Annotated in this window: 23 protein-coding genes; 8 read left to right on the forward strand and 15 right to left on the reverse strand. The window is 53.2% G+C overall.

Features of this window, described 5'->3' with window-relative positions; translation table 11 throughout:
- Positions 1-61: 61 nt before the first annotated feature.
- Positions 62-1,486, forward strand: coding sequence for a CBM96 family carbohydrate-binding protein (locus tag SBO83_RS06475; RefSeq protein ID WP_396130870.1), 1,425 nt, complete (start codon positions 62-64; stop codon positions 1,484-1,486).
- A 64-nt stretch (positions 1,487-1,550) separates the two neighbouring features.
- On the opposite strand, the gene xylR is transcribed toward SBO83_RS06475, so the two are convergent.
- From xylR to xylF, 4 genes are all read right to left on the reverse strand, one after another.
- Positions 1,551-2,729: a D-xylose utilization transcriptional activator XylR gene (gene xylR / locus SBO83_RS06480; RefSeq protein WP_396130872.1), complete on the reverse strand. Its 1,179-nt coding sequence runs from the start codon at positions 2,727-2,729 to the stop codon at positions 1,551-1,553.
- A gap of 189 nt (positions 2,730-2,918) precedes the next feature.
- Positions 2,919-4,106 (reverse strand): ABC transporter permease subunit, encoded by a 1,188-nt coding sequence (locus tag SBO83_RS06485; RefSeq protein WP_396130873.1) that lies wholly within the window; start codon positions 4,104-4,106, stop codon positions 2,919-2,921.
- Positions 4,099-5,640, reverse strand: coding sequence for a xylose ABC transporter ATP-binding protein (locus SBO83_RS06490; protein WP_396130874.1), 1,542 nt, complete (start codon positions 5,638-5,640; stop codon positions 4,099-4,101). The genes SBO83_RS06485 and SBO83_RS06490 overlap by 8 nt, the downstream gene beginning before the upstream one ends.
- An 89-nt stretch (positions 5,641-5,729) precedes the next feature.
- A complete protein-coding gene (xylF, locus tag SBO83_RS06495; protein ID WP_396130875.1) occupies positions 5,730-6,725 on the reverse strand; it encodes a D-xylose ABC transporter substrate-binding protein in 996 nt (331 codons plus the stop codon).
- 408 nt (positions 6,726-7,133) lie between these two features.
- Between xylF and xylA the strand changes: the two genes are divergently transcribed.
- The 4 genes from xylA (at position 7,134) to SBO83_RS06515 (ending at position 11,287) form a co-directional block, all read left to right on the forward strand.
- Positions 7,134-8,453, forward strand: a complete 1,320-nt coding sequence (gene xylA / locus SBO83_RS06500) for a xylose isomerase (RefSeq protein WP_396130876.1) — start codon at positions 7,134-7,136, stop codon at positions 8,451-8,453.
- Positions 8,454-8,543: 90 nt separating this feature from the next.
- Positions 8,544-9,998 (forward strand): xylulokinase, encoded by a 1,455-nt coding sequence (gene xylB, locus SBO83_RS06505; RefSeq protein ID WP_396130938.1) that lies wholly within the window; start codon positions 8,544-8,546, stop codon positions 9,996-9,998.
- Between the two features lie 201 nt (positions 9,999-10,199).
- On the forward strand, positions 10,200-10,598 hold the full coding sequence (locus SBO83_RS06510; protein WP_353501876.1) for a CidA/LrgA family protein: 399 nt from the start codon (positions 10,200-10,202) through the stop codon (positions 10,596-10,598).
- A complete protein-coding gene (locus SBO83_RS06515; RefSeq protein WP_396130877.1) occupies positions 10,595-11,287 on the forward strand; it encodes a CidB/LrgB family autolysis modulator in 693 nt (230 codons plus the stop codon). Before SBO83_RS06510 ends, SBO83_RS06515 begins: the two co-directional genes overlap by 4 nt.
- 581 nt (positions 11,288-11,868) lie before the next feature.
- Here the strand turns inward: SBO83_RS06515 and flgL are convergent.
- From flgL to flgB, 11 genes are all read right to left on the reverse strand, one after another.
- Positions 11,869-12,831 (reverse strand): flagellar hook-associated protein FlgL, encoded by a 963-nt coding sequence (gene flgL / locus SBO83_RS06520; protein WP_396130878.1) that lies wholly within the window; start codon positions 12,829-12,831, stop codon positions 11,869-11,871.
- A 34-nt stretch (positions 12,832-12,865) separates the two neighbouring features.
- Positions 12,866-14,518: a flagellar hook-associated protein FlgK gene (gene flgK, locus SBO83_RS06525; RefSeq protein ID WP_396130879.1), complete on the reverse strand. Its 1,653-nt coding sequence runs from the start codon at positions 14,516-14,518 to the stop codon at positions 12,866-12,868.
- Positions 14,519-14,661: 143 nt separating this feature from the next.
- Positions 14,662-15,612: a flagellar assembly peptidoglycan hydrolase FlgJ gene (gene flgJ / locus SBO83_RS06530; RefSeq protein WP_396130880.1), complete on the reverse strand. Its 951-nt coding sequence runs from the start codon at positions 15,610-15,612 to the stop codon at positions 14,662-14,664.
- Positions 15,612-16,721 (reverse strand): flagellar basal body P-ring protein FlgI, encoded by a 1,110-nt coding sequence (locus SBO83_RS06535; protein WP_353501872.1) that lies wholly within the window; start codon positions 16,719-16,721, stop codon positions 15,612-15,614. Before SBO83_RS06535 ends, flgJ begins: the two co-directional genes overlap by 1 nt.
- Positions 16,722-16,731: 10 nt before the next feature.
- Complete coding sequence (locus tag SBO83_RS06540) at positions 16,732-17,454, reverse strand: flagellar basal body L-ring protein FlgH (protein ID WP_396130939.1); 723 nt, start codon at positions 17,452-17,454, stop codon at positions 16,732-16,734.
- Between the two features lie 111 nt (positions 17,455-17,565).
- A complete protein-coding gene (flgG, locus tag SBO83_RS06545) occupies positions 17,566-18,348 on the reverse strand; it encodes a flagellar basal-body rod protein FlgG (RefSeq protein WP_353501871.1) in 783 nt (260 codons plus the stop codon).
- A gap of 21 nt (positions 18,349-18,369) precedes the next feature.
- Positions 18,370-19,125 (reverse strand): flagellar basal body rod protein FlgF, encoded by a 756-nt coding sequence (locus SBO83_RS06550; RefSeq protein WP_353501870.1) that lies wholly within the window; start codon positions 19,123-19,125, stop codon positions 18,370-18,372.
- Between the two features lie 34 nt (positions 19,126-19,159).
- Entirely contained in the window at positions 19,160-20,416 is a 1,257-nt protein-coding gene (flgE, locus tag SBO83_RS06555) for a flagellar hook protein FlgE (protein ID WP_396130881.1), read from the reverse strand.
- A gap of 136 nt (positions 20,417-20,552) precedes the next feature.
- Positions 20,553-21,233 (reverse strand): flagellar hook assembly protein FlgD, encoded by a 681-nt coding sequence (flgD, locus tag SBO83_RS06560; RefSeq protein ID WP_353501868.1) that lies wholly within the window; start codon positions 21,231-21,233, stop codon positions 20,553-20,555.
- A gap of 11 nt (positions 21,234-21,244) precedes the next feature.
- On the reverse strand, positions 21,245-21,649 hold the full coding sequence (gene flgC, locus SBO83_RS06565) for a flagellar basal body rod protein FlgC (protein WP_034789996.1): 405 nt from the start codon (positions 21,647-21,649) through the stop codon (positions 21,245-21,247).
- A 5-nt stretch (positions 21,650-21,654) separates the two neighbouring features.
- Positions 21,655-22,065 carry a flagellar basal body rod protein FlgB gene (gene flgB / locus SBO83_RS06570; protein WP_034789994.1) on the reverse strand — a complete coding sequence of 137 codons (411 nt, stop codon included), beginning with the start codon at positions 22,063-22,065 and terminating at the stop codon, positions 21,655-21,657.
- Between the two features lie 181 nt (positions 22,066-22,246).
- Between flgB and flgA the strand changes: the two genes are divergently transcribed.
- The 3 genes from flgA to SBO83_RS06585 all read left to right on the forward strand — a co-directional run bounded on the left by flgA (position 22,247) and on the right by SBO83_RS06585 (position 23,825).
- A complete protein-coding gene (gene flgA, locus SBO83_RS06575; protein WP_396130882.1) occupies positions 22,247-22,945 on the forward strand; it encodes a flagellar basal body P-ring formation chaperone FlgA in 699 nt (232 codons plus the stop codon).
- Between the two features lie 107 nt (positions 22,946-23,052).
- Positions 23,053-23,352 (forward strand): flagellar biosynthesis anti-sigma factor FlgM, encoded by a 300-nt coding sequence (flgM, locus tag SBO83_RS06580; RefSeq protein ID WP_353501865.1) that lies wholly within the window; start codon positions 23,053-23,055, stop codon positions 23,350-23,352.
- 35 nt (positions 23,353-23,387) lie between these two features.
- Positions 23,388-23,825, forward strand: coding sequence for a flagellar export chaperone FlgN (locus SBO83_RS06585; protein ID WP_396130883.1), 438 nt, complete (start codon positions 23,388-23,390; stop codon positions 23,823-23,825).
- The last annotated feature ends 38 nt before the right edge of the window (positions 23,826-23,863 follow it).

A 23,863-nucleotide genomic window follows, 5' to 3' on the forward strand; every position in this document is an offset into this window, starting at 1 on the left:
TAATACTTCTCTCATCGATTTATTCTCTTGTGCATCATTGATTATTTTTGAGGAATATCCCATGAGAAAAGTATTGACCACTTTGCCCTGCTTATTCGGGCTAGCGGCTTTCCTCCCCGTGCCTGCTCTGGCGGCAGATTCTCAAATCGACGTTGATTGTAGTTTTAGCCATATGAAATCTGACGATCCGATTTTAATGTTCGGCAAACCTGGTATGGCGATGTCCCATGATTTTTTTGGCAATCGCTCTACTAACGCCTTTTCCACCGCCGATACCCTATTAACCAAGTCAGGCACGACTTGCAACAACGCGGCGGACAGCACCGCCTATTGGGTTCCCACCATGAAACTCCCCAATGGTGAGATCGTCCATCCGTCCTATATGAAGAACTACTATCAGGCCAATGATGTTATTAACAACCCGCTAACCCCCTATCCACACGGGCTGCAACTCTTAGCCGGTGACCACGATGGTACCGGCCCAAATCCGCATATTACTTTCTTATGTGCCAACGGTACTGGATACACCAACAAGGCAGACCAAATCTGCGGGCTGAGATCTGCCGGTGACGCCGTGCAATTAAATATCGGCATTGCTTTCCCCAACTGTTGGGATGGAAAAAATCTCAAAGCGGGCGCCGGCGTCATTAACGCAACTTATAGTACTAATAATCAATGCCCGACGGATTATCCGGTGAAACTCGCCACCGTCAATATGAACATCGCCTACGTCTTGCCACAAATTACTTCTCTGGATGTGAGTAAAATAGAGTTATCGATGGATCCTACAATAGTTGATGGCGTATTAACGCCTCGCTGGGGCAGCCCTTATACAGCTCACGGTGATTTTATGAATGCATGGACAGACCAAGCCGCAACATTCATGACCGAACGCTGTATGAATTATAAGATGGATTGTGGAAAGAATATTCCATATAGCTATACCGACGTGATTGAAGATACCTATATTAGTAATTTGGAAGATAGTGATAAAAACTTTAATGACCAAACTACTATGTTAATTCAAGACAACTGGAACCCTCCGGGTCGGGATGTGAATAAACAGAGCATGGCATTATTAAAATTCACTATTCCGCCACTCCCGAGCAATATGGAGGATTATCCGGGCGTAACCTTTACCTATAAAATTCGCGTCTGGGATGGCAATACCACCGACTCCGCAGTCAGAAATATCTTCTTCTATCCGACGGATCCTAATGCCTGGAGTGAAAAGAGCGTGACGTGGAACACTCGACCACCATTCAATTACACCGCCGATGGCAGTATGCAGCTAAACAATAACCAGCAGTTCCGTTATGTGACCGTAGACAAACCCGTCAGGGCCGCACTGGCGGCAGGTAAAACTGAAATTTCCTACATCGTAGGCGGTGAACGTCAGGGGAGAGTCATTTCGATGAGTAGCAAAGAAGGTGGGAAAAACGCCACATTAATGCTTGTCGGATATCAGGAAGTCAAAGAGCCATAAAAGGCCTGAGATTGATCAAGTTGTGATTTATGTTGCCCCCGGTGCCCGGGGGCTTTTTTATGACTCAATAAAGGACTTCACCATGCTTATCACGATACTCTTTCGGCGTCATGTCATAGCCTTTTTTGAATACCGAGTAGAAATACTGCAATGACGGATAGCCACACATTTGCGAGATCTCATTGATAGATATTGAGGTTGCCGCCAGCAAGTTCCGCGCCCTATCCAGCTTTTCATCATGAATAATGCCATGAATAGTTTGGCCGGTTTCATCTTTAAAACGCTTTTCAAGGTTTGAGCGTGATATGCCAATTGCATCAAGCACCTGCTCAACCTTAATGCCTTTGCATGCGTGGTGGCGAATGTAATGCATAGCCTGGATCACGGCAGGGTCACGTAATGAACGAAAATCGGTAGAGCGGCGCGCCATCACTTTTACCGGCGGAACCAAAATACGCTGCAACGGCAATTCTCGCTTATCCAGCAGTTGGTGAAGTAACTTGGCCGCCCGGTAGCCCATCTGCCGCGTGCCTTGCACCACGGATGACAGCGCAACGCGCGACAGGTAACGGGTAAGCTCCTCATTATCTATGCCAATAACGCTCAGTTTTTCCGGCACCGCGATATCCAGATGTTCACACACCTGAAGCAGATGGCGAGCGCGTGCATCCGTCACGGCAATGATCCCCGTCTGCTGGGGCAAAGTTTGTATCCAGTCGGCCAGCCTGTTCTGCGCGTACTGCCAGTTCTCCGGCGCAGTTTCCATCCCTTGATAGACCACGCCCTGATATTGCTCTGCCGCAACCAGTTGGCGGAAGGCGTGTTCTCGCTCTTGCGCCCAGCGCTTGCCGCCGCTGCCGGGTAAGCCATAGAAGGCGAAACGGTTTATACCCTTCTCTTTCAAGTGCATAAACGCGGCTTCCACCAGCGCATAGTTGTCAGTCGCAATGTAGTGTACGGGGGGATAATCCTCCGCGCGGTGATAAGAACCGCCCACGCCCACCGTCGGCACATTGAGATTGTGCAGCATGTGCTCTATTTCACGATCGTCAAAATCGGCAATAACGCCATCACCCAGCCAATCTTTGATGTTATCGATACGACAACGGAAATCTTCTTCAATAAAGATATCCCAATCACACTGTGACGCCTGTAAATACTCGCCGACGCCTTCGACCACCTGCCGGTCATAGACTTTATTAGCGTTGAATAGCAGTGTTATGCGAAAGCGCTTATCAAACATGCCGTTTCCATCTCAGCGAAAGATAGTTAAGAAAGTGCCCCAGCGTTTAGAAACAGATGGGGCGCAGTGAGTTAGCTCAATAACATGACCGCGGCAAATCCGCGCCTTCGGCGTGAGAATTTGTGATGTTTACTGGATTTAATCGCCATTTGTCCCCTTTCGGATAAGCCGCCTCGTGAATAAGTCTCTTTATGCGCGCCGCTTGGTGGCCGAGTCCATCCATACTGCCAGCAGTAGAATCGCGCCCTTGACGATATATTGCCAGAAGGTGGGAACATCCAGCATGCTCATGCCATTATCCAGTGAAGCCATAATGAAAGCTCCCATCACTGCCCCCGCGACGCTGCCCACCCCGCCAGCCAAGCTGGTTCCGCCAATAACGCAGGCAGCAATGGCATCCAGTTCGGCAATGTTACCCGCCGAAGGTGAACCCGCGCCAAGGCGTGAACTGAGAATCAAACCGGCAATCGCCACCATCAGGCCATTAATAGCAAAGACCGCCATCTTGCTGCGCTCAACATTAACGCCGGAGAGTCGTGCAGCATCGATATTGCCACCGATAGCATAAATTCGCCGCCCAAAGGCCGTGCGCGAAGCCATAAACATCCCGCCCAGCATCAGCGCGACCAGAATCAACACCGGGGTCGGCACGCCACGATATTCATTCAACAGTAAGACTGCGCCCAGAGCGATCACCGCCGTCAGTGCCTGTCGGGTAACATCGTTTTTCGCCGCTGTCACCGGCAAACCGAGCGCTACCCGCTGATTACGCTTACGCCACTGAAAACCAATAAACAGCACCAGTGCCACCACGCCAACCCCAAAACCCAAGCCATTTGACAGATAGCTTTGACCAATCAGCGACATTTGCGCCGTGGTCGGTGCTACCGTGGTCCCACTGGTGATACCAATTAAGATGCCACGGAATGCCAGCATCCCCGCTAGCGTGACAATAAACGATGGGACTTTACGGTAGGCGACCCACCAGCCATTCCATGCCCCAAGCAGCAATCCCAGTAGTAGCGTGACGACAATGGTTAACGGCAACGGCCATCCCAGCCAGACATCAAAAATGGCCGCCACGCCGCCGAGTAAGCCCATCATTGAGCCGACGGAGAGATCAATCTCCGCTGAGATAATGACGAACACCATTCCCACGGCCAAAATCCCGGTGATAGCCGTTTGGCGCAGCAGGTTGGAGATGTTACGTGAACTGATGTAGGCGCCATCGGTAGTGATTGAAAAGAACACAATAATCACCGCAATAGCGGCGAGCATGACATAGACCTGCAGGTTTATATTCTTAAGGCGATGCAGTGAAAACCCTGCTGATTGATTAGCCGTTTCGCCAGTGACTGGCGGGGATATTTTAGACATTAACTTCACTCCTTAAGGCGGCTTCCATCACTTGTTGCTGGGTCAAATTATGGTTATCCAGACAGGCCTTGCACTGGCCAAGATGCATCACCAGCACCCTGTCGCTTAACCCCAACACCTCTGGCAGTTCGGAAGAGATAACAATGATTGCCATACCCTCTGCCGCCAGTTGACCGATCAATTTATAAATCTCATGTTTTGCGCCGACATCGATACCGCGCGTCGGCTCATCGAGAATGAGGATTTTGGGTTTGAGTAACAGGCAGCGGGCCAAAATCGCTTTTTGCTGATTGCCGCCACTCAGACGACCAATTGCCAATTCGGAAGAGGAAGATTTGATGTTCAGTTGGCGCACCGACTGCCGGATGGTCTGCTGCTCATTGGCTTCGTGGATCACGCCGCCGCCGGTGAAATTATCCAGTGCCGCCAGAGTGATGTTGCTGCCTACCGCCATAACCGGCACGATGCCGTCGCGTTTGCGGTCTTCCGGCACCATGGCTAATCCCAGTCGCATCGCATCACGGCAGTTGTTGATGTGTGCAATCTTGCCGGCAATGGTCACTTCGCCCTGCCAGCGCCCCGGATAAACCCCAAATAGGCACTCCACAATTTCAGTACGTCCAGCCCCCACTAGCCCTGCAATGCCCAATACTTCTCCGGCATGCAGATGGAAACTGACGTTATCCACTCGCTTAATGTGACGGTTAATCGGATGCCAGGCAGTTAGCTGCGATACGCGCAGCACCTCTTTGCCAATCCGCCTCTGGCGCTCAGGGAAGAGTTCGGTCAACTCTCGGCCGACCATCATCGCAATAATCTCCTGCTCCGTGACTCCGGGTGCGTCCCGCGTGGCAATATGTTGCCCATCACGGATGACGCAAAGTCTGTCGGAGATTGACCGCACCTCATTCAGTTTGTGCGAAATATAAATGCAAGCGATGTCGTGATTTCGTAAATCGCGGATGATATCTAATAAGATTTCCGTCTCACTCTCAGTGAGCGAGGCGGTTGGCTCATCCAGAACCAGCAGACGCACTTGCTTGTTGAGCGCCTTGGCAATTTCAACCAGTTGGCGCTGCCCAAGACCTAATTCCCCCACCAACGTATGAGGATCAATGTTTAATTTAACCTGGGCTAACATCCGCCGACAGCGTAAATACATCTGGTCGGTATCGAGGAAGCCGAACTTGCCCCACTCGTTACCAAGGAACATATTTTCCAGCACGCTCATCTGCTTCACTAGCGCTAATTCCTGATGGATAATCGCGATGCCTTTCTGTTCTGTCTCACGAATGCCTTTGGCTAATAGCGGCTCGCCGGAGAAATAGATCTCTCCCTCATAGCTACCATAAGGATAAATACCGCATAGCACTTTCATTAAGGTTGATTTTCCGGAACCATTTTCCCCACAAAGAGAAAGCACTTCGCCGGCATCTAGCTTAAGACTAATATTATCGACGGCTTTAACCTGACCAAATTTTTTGGTGATGTGTCGCATTTCCAGCAGACAGCTTTTTTCCGATAATACAGGCATGAGTTACCTCGCATTGCTCGGACATTCAGACAGTAAAACCGTCGAATGCCGAGCGAGTCCCATTGATGGCAAAAATCATTAACTCAATATCAATTAAGTTCCGACTTTTTATGGAAACCATCGGCAATCACGGTTGAGTCGATATTTTCTTTATCAACTTGAATAGGGGTTAACAAATAGGAAGGCACCTCTTTTTTGCCATTGTTTAAGGTGGCATTGGACGCCGGTTTCTCATCTTTGCCTAACTGAACGGCGATTTCAGCGGCCTTATCCGCTAACTTGGTGATAGGTTTATAAACCGTCATAGTTTGCGTGCCGGCTTGAATACGTTTTATCGCGGCAAGGTCGGCATCTTGACCTGAAATCGCTACTTTACCTGCCAGCCCCTGGGCAGAAAGAGCCTGAATAGCACCGCCTGCCGTGGCATCGTTAGAGGCTACGACGGCATCAATTTTATTGTTATTGGCAGTCAATGCGTTTTCCATAATTTTCAGCGCGTTTTCCGGTAGCCATCCATCTGCCCACTGGTCGCCAACAACCTTAATTTTACCCTCTTTGATTAATGGATTAAGCACCTTCATCTGCCCTGCACGGAAGAGCTTGGCATTGTTATCGACAGGCGATCCTCCCATAAGGAAATAGTTACCTTGAGGCACGCGCTGGACCAGACTTTGTGCTTGCAGCTCGCCCACTTTTTCATTATCAAACGAAATATAAAAATCGATATCAGCATTATTGATCATGCGATCATAAGCCAGAACCTTGATCCCTTCTCGCTTCGCCTCGGCAATAACATTACTCAACACTTCGCCGTTATAGGGAATAATCACTAAGACATCCACGCCGCGATTGATCATATTTTCAATCTGCGCCATCTGTGTTTCTTCATTACCATTGGCCGATTGTACAAAAACATCCGCGCCCAATGTTTTCGCCTTGGCAACAAATATATCCCTATCTTTCTGCCAGCGTTCTAATCGTAAGTCATCGATAGCCATGCCAATTTTAATTTCTTTAGCGATACCAGCTTGGCTGATAAACAACATTGCGGCACAGGCTGTAAGTAAGATTTTTTTCATTTTCATCTTCTAAGACCTTTTTTATATCGAGGCTGAAAAGGAGAAGCTCTGGCTTAACCACCAAAGATTGCTCATCAATGAAGAGTTATTGTCGCCGTGGAATTGTTGTCTCTGCCCCTCACTTCGGCAATTGCAGATTTTAATCGTCGCGTTATGTTTTTTAGTTTCTTTCCGAATGTTTGATGGATGTCATAGTTTTATGGTAACGAGCTGCACTTCGCTCAATTTATTTACGTGACATCACGTAACTCCTGAAAATAAATCGTCCCGCTCTGCTTATTTATGCGATCTACAGCACATTTAATAATTAAGTTAATTTGAGTGTGAAATAACGTAATTGTTAGCAAGGCGTTCAACTCCGAAGATTAAAACTCACTTCCCAGCCGATCTGGGCCAGTTTCCAAGGAGTTTTCAATGCACGCTTATTTCGACAAGCTTGACGCGGTTCGCTACGAGGGAATCAACAGCACCAATCCTTTGTCATTCCGCCATTACAATCCCAATGAAGTCATTTTGGGTAAAACCATGGCAGAACATCTAAGGTTTGCGGCCTGTTACTGGCATACCTTCTGCTGGAACGGCTCTGATATGTTCGGTCTGGGGGCATTTGACCGCCCTTGGCAGCAACCGGGAGAGGCTCTGGAACTGGCAAAAAGCAAAGCAGACGTCGCTTTCGAATTTTTCCAAAAATTGAATGTTCCTTACTACTGTTTCCACGACGTTGATGTATCCCCTGAAGGCGCGACCATCAAGGAGTATGCCCATAATCTCGCGGTGATGACTGACGTATTAGCCAGCAAACAGGAGAGCACCGGCGTTAAGCTACTGTGGGGAACCGCGAACTGCTTTTCACATCCACGCTACGGCGCGGGGGCGGCGACCAACCCCGACCCAGAAGTGTTCGCTTGGGCAGCAACGCAGGTGTGCAATGCGATGGCAGCGACCCAAAAACTCGGGGGAGAAAACTATGTGCTTTGGGGGGGCCGCGAAGGCTATGAAACCCTGCTGAATACCGACTTACGCCAAGAGCGCGAGCAAATTGGCCGCTTTATGCAGCTGGTCGTTGAGCACAAACATAAAATCGGTTTTCAGGGCACACTGCTTATTGAGCCAAAACCGCAAGAACCCACCAAGCATCAGTATGATTTTGACGTGGCGTCGGTGTATGGCTTCCTGAAACAGTTTGGTCTGGAGAAAGAGGTTAAAGTTAACGTGGAGGCCAACCACGCGACCCTTGCCGGCCACTCGTTCCATCATGAGATCGCCAATGCGATCGCGTTGGGAATTTTTGGCTCCGTTGATGCCAACCGCGGCGACCCACAGTCGGGCTGGGATACCGACCAATTCCCTAACAGCGTGGAAGAGAATGCGCTGGTCATGTACGAAATCATTAAGGCTGGCGGTTTTACCACCGGCGGCCTGAACTTTGATGCCAAAGTGCGTCGCCAAAGCACTGACAAATACGATCTGTTTTACGGTCATATTGGCGCGATGGACACCATGGCGCTCGCACTAAAAGTGGCGGCTAAAATGGTGGAAAGTCGCGAGTTGGACAAGCACGTCGCCCAGCGTTACGCCGGCTGGAATGCTGAGTTTGGTCAGCAAATTTTGCAGGGCAAGATGTCTCTTGAGGCCCTGTCCCAGTTTGCTCAGCAGCATCAGTTAGCTCCGGCTCATCAGAGTGGTCAACAAGAAAAACTAGAGAATCTCGTCAACCGCTATTTATTTGGCTAAGCCCCATAAGATATAAAATCTGCTTCGCCCGGCATGATAATTGCTGGGCGAAGCAGACTCATGCAGCAGCCTACAGGGAGAGAAGTGTTTATGTATCTCGGTATCGATCTTGGCACGTCGGGTGTCAAAGCCATCTTACTTAACGAACAAGGTCAGGTCGTGGCTACGCACACGGAACCTCTACCCCTTTCCCGCCCTCACCCTTTGTGGTCGGAGCAAGATCCCGCAGACTGGTGGACAGCCACCGATAACTCACTTCTCGCGTTGGGGGCTGAACATAACCTTGCCACAGTTAAGGCCCTTGGGCTGACGGGACAAATGCACGGCGCCACGCTGTTAGATCAGCAGGGGCAAGTGCTGCGTCCGGCCATTTTGTGGAACGACGGGCGTAGCGCCAAGCAGTGTCAGGCGCTTGAAAAGGCAGTGCCCAACTCGCGGGAAATCACGGGCAATATTATGATGCCGGGCTTTACCGCGCCGAAGTTGGCATGGGTCAAGCAATTCGAACCTGATATTTTCAGTCGCATCGACAAAGTGCTGCTGCCGAAAGACTATCTGCGTTGGCGCATGACCGACGTGTTTGCCAGTGATATGTCAGATGCCGCAGGCACGATGTGGTTGAACGTCGCCAAACGAGACTGGAGCGATGAGATACTCGCCGCCTGTAGCCTTTCGCGCAAACAAATGCCACGCCTGTTTGAAGGCAATCAGATCACAGGCGAGCTGAGTGCCGAACTGGCTCAGCGTTGGGGTATCGCACGCGTGCCGGTGGTCGCAGGCGGAGGAGATAACGCAGCCGGTGCGGTGGGCGTTGGCCTCTATCGGGCAGGCCAGGCGATGCTGTCACTCGGCACATCGGGCGTCTATTTTGCAGTTAGCGAAGGCTTCCTCAGTAATCCGCAGCAGGCGGTGCACAGCTTCTGTCACGCCTTGCCCAATAAATGGCATCTGATGTCGGTAATGCTGAGCGCCGCTTCTTGTCTGGACTGGGCGGTAAAGCTAACGGGGATGGACTCGGTAGCGAGTCTGCTTAAGCTGGTTGAAGAATCGACGCCGGCCCAAAGCCCTGTCTGGTTCTTGCCCTATCTTTCTGGCGAGCGCACGCCGCACAATAATCCGAACGCTACCGGAACCCTGTTTGGCTTAACACATGAACACGGCCCGGCCGATATTGGTCGGGCCGTATTAGAAGGCGTAGGATTCGCCCTCGCAGAAGGTATGGATGCCCTTCACGCCACGGGCCTGAAACCTGATTCCATCACTCTTATAGGCGGTGGGGCACGCAGTGCCTATTGGCGGCAAATGCTGGCGGATATCAGCGGGCTGACGCTGGAGTATCGAACCGGCGGCGATGTTGGACCAGCCCTTGGTGCAGCGCGTTTGGCGCAGTTGGCGATGAACCCGAATAAGTCAATGGAAGAGCTGCTACCTGAGTTACCATTGGAACAAACGCATCGCCCTGACGCTGCAAAGCAGCAGTGCTATCTTGAACGACGAAAAATCTTCCACGAGCTTTATCAAAGCCTGCTGCCCTTAATGAAATGAGCCACCACGTGCCCTTTTATCGTTTCAAAGGGCACGCGGACGTTCTGTCAACCACGTCAAAGCTGAGATAAAGCTGCAAAGTTACATTAAGTACGTTTCCAAAATGGCATACACTTCATGCATTAATTTCATACTCCTTTTTGTGGTGCAGATCACAGTTTAATTGTATGATGAATGCGTCACCTTACTGGGATGAAGGCTATGCGCGACGTATTAACTTTGCTTTTACAATATATAAGGTCATTTATTTTGATCTATGCCTGCTTATACGCTGGCATCGGAATTTCATCACTGCTGCCAATCAGCATTCCCGGCAGCATTATCGGCATGCTGATCCTTTTCTGCCTGCTTTCGACGCAAGTTTTGCCTTATCGCTGGGTGAAGCCAGGCTGTAATGTGCTCATCCGCTACATGGCCCTGCTCTTCGTACCCATCGGTGTCGGGGTGATGACCTATTACGATATGCTGCGCGCCCAGTTCGGCCCTCTGGTGGTTTCTTGTCTGGTCAGCACTTTAGTCGTACTGGTGATCACGGCTTACTGCTCGCACTTTATTCATCGTGAAAAGCCGCTGGATAATGACGCGGAGGAGAAATCATGATCGACATTCTCTGGTCGTTACCTTTAACGCTGCTGGTATTTTTCGCCACCCGCAAGCTGGCTATCAAGCTCAAACTTCCGCTGTTGAATCCGTTGCTGATGTCGATGGTGGTGATCATCCCACTACTGTTAGTGACCAACATTCCCTACGCCCGTTATTTTGCTGGCAGTAAGATTCTGAATGACCTGCTACAACCGGCGGTGGTGGCGCTGGCTTTCCCGCTGTATGAGCAGTTGCACCAGATACGCGCCCGCTGGAAGTCGATCATCAGCGTCTGTTTTATTGGCAGTATGGTGGCGATGACCAGCGGCACGGCGATAGCCTTGTGGATGGGCGCGACGCCTGAATTGGCCGCCTCAATATTACCAAAATCTGTGACCACGCCGATTGCCATGGCAACGGCTCACTCGATCAACGGCATCCCGGCGATTAGCGCAGTCTGCGTGATTTTCGTAGGTATTCTTGGCGCGGTGTTTGGTCACAGTATTTTGAATGTCCTGAAAATCACCACCAAAACCTCACGCGGTTTAGCCATGGGTACCGCCTCCCACGCCCTAGGCACGGCCCGCGCCGCAGAAGTTGATTTTCAAGAAGGTGCCTTTAGCTCGCTGGCACTGGTGATATGCGGGATCATGACGTCGCTTATTGCACCTTTCCTGTTTCCGGTGCTGCTGGCAATGTTTGGGTAAAGCAGATCATTGGGTTTTGCTTTGCTCCCTCTCCTTTTTAAGGAGAGGGCTGGGGTGAGGTTTGCCTCATTGAGCACGATTTAAACCACTCCTCATCCCAGCCTGACCTAACCCACTGAAACGGCACGGTGTAATTGCCAGTAGGTCGCGTTCAGAAGTGACGCCGAGCAAGAGGTGGAAAACCGCGTGGCTTTTTACGCGGGTTGTAATCCCGCAGCGAGGGAACCGCCTAAGCGGCGGCATTTCGCGGCTATCACTTAGCTACCTGAAACACGTCCATCCCCCCCTGCGTAGCCTCGATCCTCCAGCACTAAAGAGCGTGGGTGTCCAGAGGGCGCGCGCTTTCGCGCCTTCTGGGCCAGTTTGCGTGGCAACGCAAGGTCTTGAATTTAAATTTGAATTTGAATTCAAACCCAAAGATGCAATTGAAAATAAAAAGTGTATGTCACCCTGCCCTTAGGCTGACAAAGTGACATACAAACTGAACGCACCCGGTTTAAGTACGCTCAGAAAAGGTGTAGATGAGAAGGAGCCAGCAGGCCCCTTTCAGTGAGACGTTTTAGACCTGAATTCGCGGGAAATTAAGAATTCATTTGGAACAGCGACAGCCCTTGCATACTGGTAAAGGTTTTATAGGACGCCTGTAGTGCGACTTGCTGCAAGCTGTATTGCGAAATAGCCGCCGTCCAGTCGGTGCCGACCAGCGCGTTGAGCTTATCGCCGTTAATCAGCTTGGTGTCGTCGCCCATCGAATCCAGCTTATCCAACTCGTCCAGCTGGGTACCCAACTGAGAGCGCACGGACAGCACGTTGTTCAGCGAGTTCGACAGGCCGCGGTTGCTTTTGTCGATGGCTGCCGTGTAATCAGAAAGGCTAGCGAAATTAGCTTTTGGCGTTTTCAACGCGGCGATAGCGCCGTCGATGGTTTTGAAGATATCGGTCTGGCTTGGCGTGCCGTCCGGCTCTTTCACTGGGTTAGACGTCAGCGTGTTAAATACCTGAGTACCGGTGTGGCTGATGGTCATGGTACGGCTGGCATCAACCTGCTGGGAAATCGCTTCATCCCCACCGCTATAGGTCACTGCCCCCGTCGTTGCATCCACGCTGTACGGCGGCTTATCACTTTTGTAACCGCCAAAGATATAGCGCCCGTTACCGTCTGTGCTGTTTGCCATATTGACGATTTGGTCTTTGATACCCTGCAATTTGGTCGCCAATGACGCGCGGTCATCATCACTCAACGCACCGTCTCCGGCGTTAACGATCAGGCTCTGCGCGCTCTGAATTGCGGTGGTGACGTTGTTCAGGATGTTCTCTTCCTGACTCATATTCTGGTTCGCGAAGGTACGCGCGATGGCGTATTGATCGTTCTGCGCCTGCGCCTGTTGAACCATAATCGCCTGCGAGGCGGCCAACGGGTCATCCGACGGCTTGTTCACCCGATTTCCGGTAGAGAGCTGCACACCGGTATCCTGCCACAGCGACTGAGCATTCGAGACGCTGTTCATATTCTGCTGGTAAATCATGTTGGTACTAAGGCGCATGGCATCAGTTCCTTATCGAGTCGCGGTGAATGCGTTACAGGTTAATGATCGCATCGAAAATGGTTGATGCCGTCTTAATCACTTGCGCGTTAGCCAGATAATATTGCTGATAACGCTGCAAATCGCCGTATTCTTCGTCGGTGTTAACGCCCGAGATCGACTGCTGTTGCTGCTGCAAGTTGGTGACGATGTTGGTTTGCGCCGTGGTGTTGGTTTTCAAACTGGCAACCTGATTACCCACGCTGCTCACCAGGCTGGCATATGCGCCGGTCAGGGTTGATTTACCTTCCACCAGCTTGGCGGTTTGCAAATCCAACAGTTTCTGCGCGTTGGTGTTATCGCTGGCACCGGAATCTGTTTTGCTGGCGGCGGCAATCTGCGAACCGTCGGTCAATGCCACATTCAGGCTGCTCGCGGCATTGCTTACCGTTTTCACCGTGATGCTGTCTTTTTCAGCCGGGGTGCCGGTGACATCAATCTTGATGCCGTCGAAGGTCATGGTAGTGACGTTATTGGCATCGGTGCTCTGCGTCGGGGTGATTTTTGCCCCATCGGAAGTGCGCGTTGCCGTCCACTTGCCACCTTCGTAGGACATCACATAATCGCTGGCTTTCACTGCAGTTGCGTCGGCGTAGGTCACCGTCATGTTAGCCGTGCCGGTGTTTTTGGTGTTCGAAATGGTCGACGGATTGCTGAAGTTGAAGAAGTTCGTTCCAGCGTTACCGGCCACGTCAAAACCAGCTTTGTTCACGCCGTTGAAGCTGCTGCCAATGGAGAGCGCCAACTGGCCCAGCTGGTTTATGGCTGGCTCAAGGTTGTCTTTACGGAAGGCCAGTACGCCACCCAAGGCACCCGTGGTGATGCGGCTTTCGCTAACCTGGGTCACGCTGCCATCTGGCTGAGTCATACCCACAGTCAGTTTGCTCGGATCAGCGCTGGACGGCGTTGCCACTACGGTACGGGTATCGCTGCCCTGCACTAATGGCACGCCGTTGGCGAACGAGACGTTATAGGCGTCGCCGTCTTGCTGAGTCACGGTTACACCGGCGATATCATTCAGTTTGCTGACCATCTCATCGCGTTGGTCCAGCAGCGCGTTTGGCTCCTGCCCGGTGCTGCCGCGCGTGGCGGTGATCTGCTGGTTCAGCTTGGCGATTTGTGAAGCATAGTTATTGATTTGGTTCACATTATCGGTGATTTGCTGGTTAATACCGGTATTCATATCAGCGAGGTATTTTGCCGCGCTGTTGAACTGTGCCGCCATCCCCTGCGCTTGCCCCAAAACGGCCTGACGTGACGCGCTGTCACCGGCGTTGCTGGTCAGGGTTTGCAGACTTTTGAAGAAGTTCTGCATGGTGCTCGATAAGTTGGTGGTGCTGTTCGACAGCAGATTATCAATCTGGCTCGCCTGAGCGTACTGGGTGCCCAGCGCGCTATTGATGGTGCTGGCGCCTAGTAACTGGTTGGAAACAAAGGCGTTATATTCACGGTTGATGCTGCTGACGTTAACGCCGTTACCGATGTAACCCGCCGCCGTGCTGTTGCCGTTGCTCTGAACAATGATCGCGGTCTGGCGGTTGTAGCCCGCCACGCTGACGTTGGCGATGTTGTTACTCACCGTGCTCAGTGCAGCCTGAGCCGCATTCAGTCCGCTCATTGCGGTATTAATTAAGCCATTTGAGGACATGAGTGACCCTTCTGCTCCCGGAACCAGCCCGGCGAATGATATAAAATCAAAGTGTTATGGAAATCGGGATTCGCGCCCTTTTTCCGCTCTGAAAGAGTTATCGGCTAATGCCTTGAGAACTTGAGACGTAAAAGACAGTTTTTTCAGAAAATTTTGCTGAGATCCGTGCTGTAGGCTTTGACCGCCTGCGCGCCGGCCCCTTTGATTTTCTGGATAACATTCACCAGCTTAGCGGCGTAGTTAGGATCGGTGGCATAACCGGCTGCTTGCAGCGCGTGGGCCGCCTGTTCCGGCGTGTTGGCGGCCGCCACGTGGGCATAGCGCGGGTTGTTGGTCAGCAGTTTCACGTAATCGCTGATGGCTTCGACATAAGAGCCATAAACGCGGAAGTTGGCCTGCACCTTCTTCGCCACACCGTTGGTGTATTCGGTGGTGGTGATTTGCGTGGTTGGCCCGGTCCAGTTGCCGCCCGCCTTAATACCAAACAGGTTATAACTCTGCTTGCCGTCGCTAGTGGGAATTTCGCGCTGACCCCAGCCGGATTCCAGCGCGGCCTGCGCCATGATCAGCTGGTGTGAAATGCCACTTTCCTGACTGGCGACCTGCGCCGGAATGCTCAGGCGAGACACAAACTGGCCGCTGTCCTGCGGCAACGGTGCGCCGCCCAAAGTGCGGTCCGGCGCGTTAGGAATGGCTTTGCGGATCATCTGCTCCATTGCCTGAAGCGGCATGGTGCTCAGTACTTCGTTGTCCAGCGCCATTGGCACCGTACCCGCCTTCTCGGAGGGCTCGGGATTACCGCCGGTGAGCTGTTTCACCATCATATCGGCCATGCCCAGCCCTTTAGCCGACATGTCCTGCGCAATTTGCTGATCGTACATCGATGTATAAAGCCGGGTTTGGTCGCTGCTCAGCAGGCCGTCCTGCGGCAGTGCGGAACGCATGCTTTTCAGCATCATCTGCACGAAAACGCCTTCGAACTGCTTCGCCACTTCCCTCACCTGCCCTTGCGGATCGTTCTTGGCCGCCACTTTCAGTTTATTCAGTGACTGCGCGTCATACGCAGCGCCGGACATCGACATAAGATCGCTCATTAGATGATTTCCAAATCAGCGCGCAGGCAACCTGCGGTTTTCATGGCTTGCAGGATAGACATCAGGTCAATCGGCGTCGCACCCAGCGCATTCAACGTGCGTACCACATTGTTCAGGCTGGCGCTCGACTGCACTTGCTGCAAGGCCCCGCCCGACTGGCGCACGGAAATATTGGTGTTTGGCGTCACCACGGTTTGGCCACCGCCAAATGGCGTGTTTGGTTGGGAAACGTCGTTTTGTCTGTCGACTACCACGGACAAGTTACCCTGCGCCACGGCGCAAGAGTCCAGCGTCACGTCGCGGTTCATCACTACCGAGCCAGTACGGGAGTTGATGATCACCTTGGCATCCATCGGGCCGACGGTCACTTCAACGTTCTGGATCTGCGCCAAAATGCGCACCTGCGAGCTGTTGCCGCGTGGCACCATCACCTGAATGTTACGAGCATCCAGCGCGGTCGCCGTGCCCATGCTGCCCTGACGGTTAATGGCGTCGGTCACCTGTTGAGCCAGGTTGAAATCTTCATCATTGAGTTGAAGATTGATCACCCCTTCGGTGCCGAAGGTGCTTGGCAGCTCACGCTCAATGGTTGCCCCGCCGGTAATACGGCCGCCGGAGAGCTGGTTAACCGTCACGCTGCTGCCGCCCGCCGAGGCTCCGGCGCCGCCCACCAGCACGTTACCCTGTGCCAGCGCGTAAACTTGGTTGTCTACCCCTTTCATGGGAGTCATCAGCAGGGTGCCGCCGCGAATACTTTTGGCATTACCCATGGAGGACACCACCACGTCGATGGCCTGTCCGCTGCGAGCGAACGGCGGCATCTTGGCGGTAACCATGACCGCCGCCACGTTTTTCAGCTGCATGTTAGTGCCGGGTGGCACGGTGATCCCCAACTGGGAAAGCATGTTAGTCAGCGTCTGGGTGGTAAATGGCGTTTGGGTGGTCTGGTCACCAGTGCCGTCGAGGCCAACCACCAAGCCGTAGCCGATCAGGGCGTTATCACGCACGCCCTGAATGGTCGCCAGATCGCGAATTCTTTGCGCCGAAGCCGGCAGCGCGGCCGCCGCGCAGAGCGTAATACAGAGTAAGCCGGAAATTAGTTTTCGCATGAGTGCCTCATTAGTACGGCGATACATTTAGGAAGAACCGCTGCAACCAGCCCATGTTCTGCGCTTCATTGATGTAGCCGTTACCCACATATTCGATTCGGGCGTCCGCCACCTGCGTGGAAACCACGCTGTTGGAGCCGCTGATGGTGCGCGGGTTCACCACGCCGGAGAACCGGATAAATTCGGTGCCCTGGTTAATTTCAATCTGCTTCTCGCCAACCACGCGCAGGTTGCCGTTGGCCAGCACTTCGCTAACCGTCACGGTCAAAGTGCCGCTGAAGGTGTTGTTCGCCGCCGCGCCGCCTTTGCCGCCGAAGGTGTTATCGCCGGAGATATCCATATCGGCGCGGGCATTGCCGAGTAGGCCTTCCAGATAACGCGGCGCGGTCGCCACGCCAAACTTGCTTGAGCCATTACGGCTGGCGTTGGCGGAGGAGCTTTTGCTGGCACTGACGTTTTCTTGCAGTACAAGCGTCAAGGTATCGCCGACGTTACGTGGTCGACGGTCTTCAAACAGGGGCTGATAGCCATAGTTCATCGGCTGAACGGATTGGAAAATCGAACCGTTCGGAACCGGTGGTGCCGCAGGAGCAGGTTGAGCCGTGGTGGCGCCTTCGACCAAGGGTTTATGCGGCATGTACGCGCACCCGTTGAGCAATAAGGTCACTAATAGCGGCAGAGCCAACACGCCATGTCGGTGAAAATGTGCACTGTCTACCGACGTTAATTTCATGGTCACCACGGAAATCGCCTTCGAAAAAGAATGAATCGGAGCCTGAAGTAACGGGGGCGGCGTACCGTCCCCCGCAGGCCAAGGTAACGCCGGGCGTTACCTTTCTTACTCTTAAAGCTGAGTTAACTTCTGCAACATCTGGTCGGATGTTGATACTGCTTTACTGTTGATCTCATACGCGCGCTGGGTCTGGATCATGTTGACCAGCTCCTCCGCCACGTTAACGTTTGAGGTTTCAACATAGCCTTGGTACAGCAGGCCTGCGCCGTTCAGGCCCGGCGTGCTTTCCGTTGGCGCGCCAGAACTTTGGGTTTCCTGATACAAGTTTTCACCGGTGGACTCTAAGCCTGAGTCATTGATGAAAGTGCTGAGCGTCAGTTGCCCTACCTGCTGCGCTGCCGCCTGCCCCTGCACGGTCACGCTGACAATGCCGTCACGGCCGACGGTGATTTTCAGGGCGTTAGCAGGGATGGTGATAGCCGGGATAACCTGATAACCACTGGAGGTCACCAGCTGACCGTTTTGGTCAACCTGGAAAGAGCCGTCACGGGTATAGGCTGAGGTCCCGTCAGGCAGCTGCACCTGGAAGAAACCCTGCCCTTTGATGGCGATATCTTTACTGTTATCCGTCTGCGACAGGTTGCCCTGCGCGTGGATACGCTCGGTAGCGACCGGGCGAACACCGGTACCGATCTGCAAGCCTGACGGCAGATTGGTCTGCTCGGAAGACTGGGCACCCGGCTGGCGGATTGTCTGGTACAGCAAATCTTCAAACACCGCGCGCTGGCGTTTGAACCCGTTGGTGCTGACGTTCGCCAGGTTGTTGGCGATGACGTCCATGTTGGTCTGCTGCGCGTCAAGGCCAGTTTTCGCGATATATAGCGATGGGATCATGTTGTTACTCCTCTGCCGCCGTTAGGTCATCGACAGCAGTTGGTTGGCGCGTTGTTCGTTTTCATCCACGCTGTGGATGACCTTCATTTGCATTTCAAAGCGACGGGCGTTGGCAATCATGTCAACCATGGTTTCCACCGGTTTGACGTTGCTGCCTTCCAGCGTTCCCGGCATCACGTGGATGGTCGGGTCGGCCTGGAGGGTATTGCCCCGAGCTTGGGCAGTGGCCGGCGTGAGACGGAACATGCCGTCATCGCCACGGGTCACTTCACTGCCGTTGGCTTTCACCAGTTTTAACTGGGCCAGCTGGCCCATGGTGTTAGGGTCCGCACCCGCCTCAAGCACCGAAATGGTGCCGTCGGCCGAGATGGTCAGTTGCGCATTCGGCGGCACTTCAATCGGGCCGTTGTCACCCATCACTGGGTTCCCCTGAATGGTTAACTGATTGGTCGGCGAAACCTGAAGATCCCCGTTTCGGGTATAGGCTTCAGAACCATCAGGCATCTGCACCGCCAAAAAGCCGTCCTGCTGTAACGCGACGTCGAGCGGGCGACCGGTGTAGTTCAGCTGGCCCTGAGTCATGTCGGCACCCGGCGTTGAAGCCGTCACCAAAGTACGTGTCTCAAGGCTTGGCCCATCGACCGGCACCGCGCGCAGCGCCATCAGTTGGGCACGAAAACCCGGCGTTGAGGCATTGGCCAGATTACTCGCGGTGACCGACTGCTGGTTCAGCGTCTGGCTGGCAGCACCCATCGCGGTGTAGATAGCGTGATCCATAGTGCGTTCCTTTTGCGTCTGTCATTCAGCGCGATTAGCGCAGGTTGACCAGCGTGTTCAGGATCTGGTCCTGGGTTTTGATGGTCTGCGCGTTCGACTGGTAGTTACGCTGAGCCACGATCATGTTGACCAGCTCTTTACTCAGGTCGACGTTTGACGCTTCCAGCGCCCCGCTTTTCATCTCACCAAAACCGCCTGCACCCGCAATGCCGGTGATTGGCTGACCAGAGGACTGGGTGGCGGACCACACGTTATCGCCTTCAGATTTCAGACCTTCCGGGTTAGAGAAGTTAGTCATCACGATCTGACCCAACAGCTGGGTTTTCTGGTTGGAGTAGACACCGGTGATGGTGCCGTCGTTATTGATTTGGTAGCCGGTCATCTGGCCCGCGGCATAACCATCCTGATTCAACGCACCGATGCTGTTACTACCGGTGTTCTGCTGAATACTGCCAAGGAAGCTCAGCGAGACGTTTTGCGGCGTCGTAGCACCGTTGGTGCTGTTATCCATCGGCAGAGTGAAAGCAAAAGCCGTCGCAGTTGGCGTGCCGTCAGCATTGGTGGTGCTCGCCAGAGTACCGTTTTGGTTGAAGTTCAAGGTGCCTAGCTTGCCCGCTTTAGAGCCTGAAACGCTGGTATCTTGTGAATAGACGTCCCAAGAGTTCGGGGTAGCCGAGTTAGATGACTTAACGAAATACACGTTGTTGTCATGCTTATTACCCAGTGAGTCATAGGTGGTAATGGTGTTGACGTAGTTGTAGCTGTCCGGATCTGAACTGGAGAAAGTGGCGTTTTTCGGCAACTTGTCGCTGGAGTTCAGGTTAGCCACCATCAGGCCGCTGCTGCTTGGCTTGGCGATCATCATGGTGTTCGGAATGGTCAACGGCACTGGCTGTGCGCCCTGAGCGATGGTTGGCGGAGTCCCGGTTGCCGGGTAGCCCGTCACGCTCAAACCTTGGGTGTTCACCAGATTGCGTTTGTCATCCAGAGAGAGCTGGCCGTTACGCGAATAGAACACGCCGCCGCTGGAGTCAGTCAGGCGGAAGAAGCCGTTGCCGCTCAGCGCAACGTCTAAACCACGGTTGGTATTGGTAGTGGTACCGTCGCTGAAGTCCTGAGTAATAGCTGCCACTTTGACACCCATACCTACTTGAGAACCGGCGAACATGTCGGCGAATGAGGCGGTGCCTGATTTGAAACCAGCGGTGGCGGAGTTGGCGATGTTGTTACCAATCACGTCCAGGTTGGTCGATGCTGCATTCAGGCCGCTGACTGCTTGGTTAAAGCTCATGGTCTGCTCCTTTTTGCCTGTCATCCTTCTTGTTGCAGGGCTGTAGCCAGTCCTAAAACGAGAGTGATTAAAAGCAAAATCAATAGGTTAAAATTATAAATTTCTGTTTATGCTGCTGTGTGAAATCTTCAATCTGCTACAAAATCTGTCGAACGTTGGCGAGCGTGGTGGTGCCGCGCACGCCGAGATCCAGCACTGCGCCGGAGCTGTCATTGGTAACGCCGTTGACCAGCGCGTAGTTCAGCGCGGTGGCGACCATCTGCTGGCCGCCGTTGGTCGAGTTGATGCTGAAGGTGTATGCGCCGTCCGGTGCCGCCGTGCCGTCATCCTGCTTGCCGTCCCAGGTGTAGCTGTGGACGCCGGCAGTCTGTGAACCCAGCGCGATGGTTTTCACCACTTTGCCGGTGGAGTCACTGATCACCACATTGTTGGTGTCCGCCGCGCTTTCGAGTTGCAGGCCAAACGGCGTGGTGCTGACCTTGCCGTCAGAGCTGCCCACCAGAATCGCCCGCCCTTCAATCATCACCCCGTGACCAATCAGCGCCGTGGCCTGAACCGACTGGTTGCTGTTGATCTGCCCGGAGATGCTGCCCAAGGTGGTGTTGAGTTTTTCGATGCCGCTCACGGTATTGATTTGCGCCAACTGGCTAGTGAGCTGGGCGTTATCCATCGGGTTGGTAGGATCTTGGTTCTTAAGCTGGGCGACGAGCAGGGTCAGGAAGTTATTCGACAGATCATCCGCCGTGGATTTCGGCTTGCTGTTGTCGGTATTAATGGTGTTGTCGGTGCTGTCGTTGACTGAACTTAAAACTGACATAAGCGGCTCCGTTATTGACCCAATGTCAGGGTTTTCATCATCAACGATTTGGTGGTATTCAACACCTCGACGTTGGCCTGATAGCTGCGTGAGGCGGAGATGGTGTTAACCATTTCGCTCACCACGTCGACGTTGGGCATCTGCACATAACCCTTGGCATCCGCCATGGGGTTGCCGGGCTGAAACACCATGCGCATCGGTGCCGGGTCATCCACCACCTCGGCTACTTTCACGCCACCGGTTTCTTGGCCAGGCGCGGCGTTGACTTGAAAGACCACCTGCTTGGCGCGGTATGGCTGACCATCCGGGCCGGTGACGCTGTCGGCGTTGGCCATGTTACTGGCGCTGACGTTCATGCGTTGCGACTGGGCAGAAAGCGCCGAACCGGCGATATCAAAAATGTTGAGCATCGACATACTGGTTATCCTTGAAGTACCGACATCATGCCTTTCACCTGCCCGGTCAATACGGTCAGGTCAGTCTGATATCGCACACTGTTATCCGCGAAATTGGTACGCTCACGGTCCATATCCACCGTGTTGCCATCCATCGACGGCTGATCGGGAATGCGGTACATCAGGTCAAGATCCGGGCCTGAGCTGGTCGCCGCTGGAATGTGGCGCGCGTTGGTTAACTCCAGCGACATGCCGCTGCCGTTCGCTCGCCCTGCTTCCATCACTTTCTGTAACTGACTGGCGAAATCGATATCGCGCGCCTGAAACCCCGGGGTGTCGGCGTTGGCGATATTCGCCGAAAGAATTTCTTGCCGCTGGGCGCGCAGGTTGAGCGCTTCCTGTTGGAACTGTAGTGCGGCGTTCAATTTGTCGAGCATGCGCCCTCCGCAAAGTGAGAATTTGGAGCCGACAGCATAAATCCCTATGTCAACAACCTATCGCGGGAATAAGCGCAAAATGCCCCGCTATTTGTCCCTTTAGGAAATGCAAACTGCGGGTAGACTTGTCGCCAGAAGTGGGGTTCCCCCCAGAGGCCATCATGACGAGGCGCAAGGCGAAATGACTAAGCTGAAGAGTGGACAAGCAGGCGTGTTTTTACTGAGCCTGATACCGGGCGCGGTGCTGGCAGCAGCGCCGTCGGCGGCGTCAGACAATAACAACACGCCCTTGGCTGGACATATTCAGCAGTTTTTCAGTCAGCAGTACGCCGGTAATGGGACTCAGGTGAAAAGCCTTATTACCACCCCTGCCGCCCGCCAGCCGCAGTGCCTTTCACCACAGCTTTCTCTTTCCCCCAATGCGCGGCCTTGGGGAAATGTCTCCGTGGCGGTGAACTGCAACGGGCAAAAAAGCTACGTGCAGGCACAGGTGCAGGTCAGTGGCAGCTACTGGGTGGCGGCGCGAAACGTCTCTTCCGGCGCGCATCTGACTCAGGCCGATATGCAGCAGAAAACGGGGAGATTGGACTTATTGCCGCCACGGGCTATTCTTGACAGCCAGCAAGCCATCAACGCGGTGACGCTGCGCAATATTAATGTCGGTCAGCCCCTAACTTTATCGATGCTGCGCCGCCCGTGGATGGTCCACGCAGGGCAGGAAGTTCAGGTACAGGCGACGGGAACCGGGTTTAATGTTTCCAGCTCGGGCAAGGCGATGAATAACGCCGCCGCCAGTGAAACCGTGCGGGTCAGAATGCCTTCCGGGCAGATTGTTAACGGCAAAGTAGCAGCAGATGGCACGGTGAGCATCGCCATCTAGCGAATGTTTCCCTGCCATTGCAATAAAGGCTAAAGTTTTTCCGTAAAGTGTCGATAACCTGATATCAAAGCCGCAATTTGACGGCATATCAGATTGGGAGAAGTATTATGAGCATCGAACGCACTCAGGCATCGCAACCGGTTAGCCCGATTCAACAGCGCGATCCGTCTGACACCAATGCGCAAGTGACACGCAAAGAAAGCACCAACAGCGCGCCGGTTAGCGGGACTGCCGTTACCCTGAGTGACGCTCAGGCCGTGCTGACCAAATCAAGTTCACAAGATATCAATACTGCGCGTGTAGAACAGTTAAAGCAGGCTATCCGTGACGGCAAACTGACCATGGATACCGGCAAAATTGCCGATGCGTTGTTGCAGGACACGCAGGCCTATCTCAACGATATTTAAGTCAATAAGCTTAAGTTGAAAGGTAAAGAAGCCCGATGAAAGATTTTATCAAGACCATGAAGACGCTGGTGGAAACGCTGGAAGCGCTGGATTTGATCATTCAACATGAACAAACCCTGCTCTGCTCAGGCCGCGTCAATGGGGTAGCTTTGCAAAATATAACTGAACAAAAAAGCTCCCTGCTGACCACCGTCGATTATCTTGATAAACAGCGTCGGGAACATGACGCGAGATTGAAGCAGAATGCGCCCTATTCGCGTCAGCCTGAAATTGCTGCCATGTGGAAGGCCGTGGTTCAACTGAGTGAGAAGCTCAGCGCGCTAAACCGCCATAACGGTATGCTGCTCAATAAGCAAATTGACTACAACACGCAGGCCATGGCCATTCTGGGCGCCAGCCAAACGCAAAAGCTTTATGGCCCAAACGGCCAGACTTCAGTCAGCGGGCAGACCGTGCGTAAAATTTCGGTATAACCTCTCCAACTTTATCCTCCTTTCTCCTGCTCATAAAT

The sequence above is a fragment of the Ewingella allii genome (assembly GCF_044430645.1).
In the GTDB taxonomy this organism is placed as follows: domain Bacteria; phylum Pseudomonadota; class Gammaproteobacteria; order Enterobacterales; family Enterobacteriaceae; genus Ewingella; species Ewingella allii.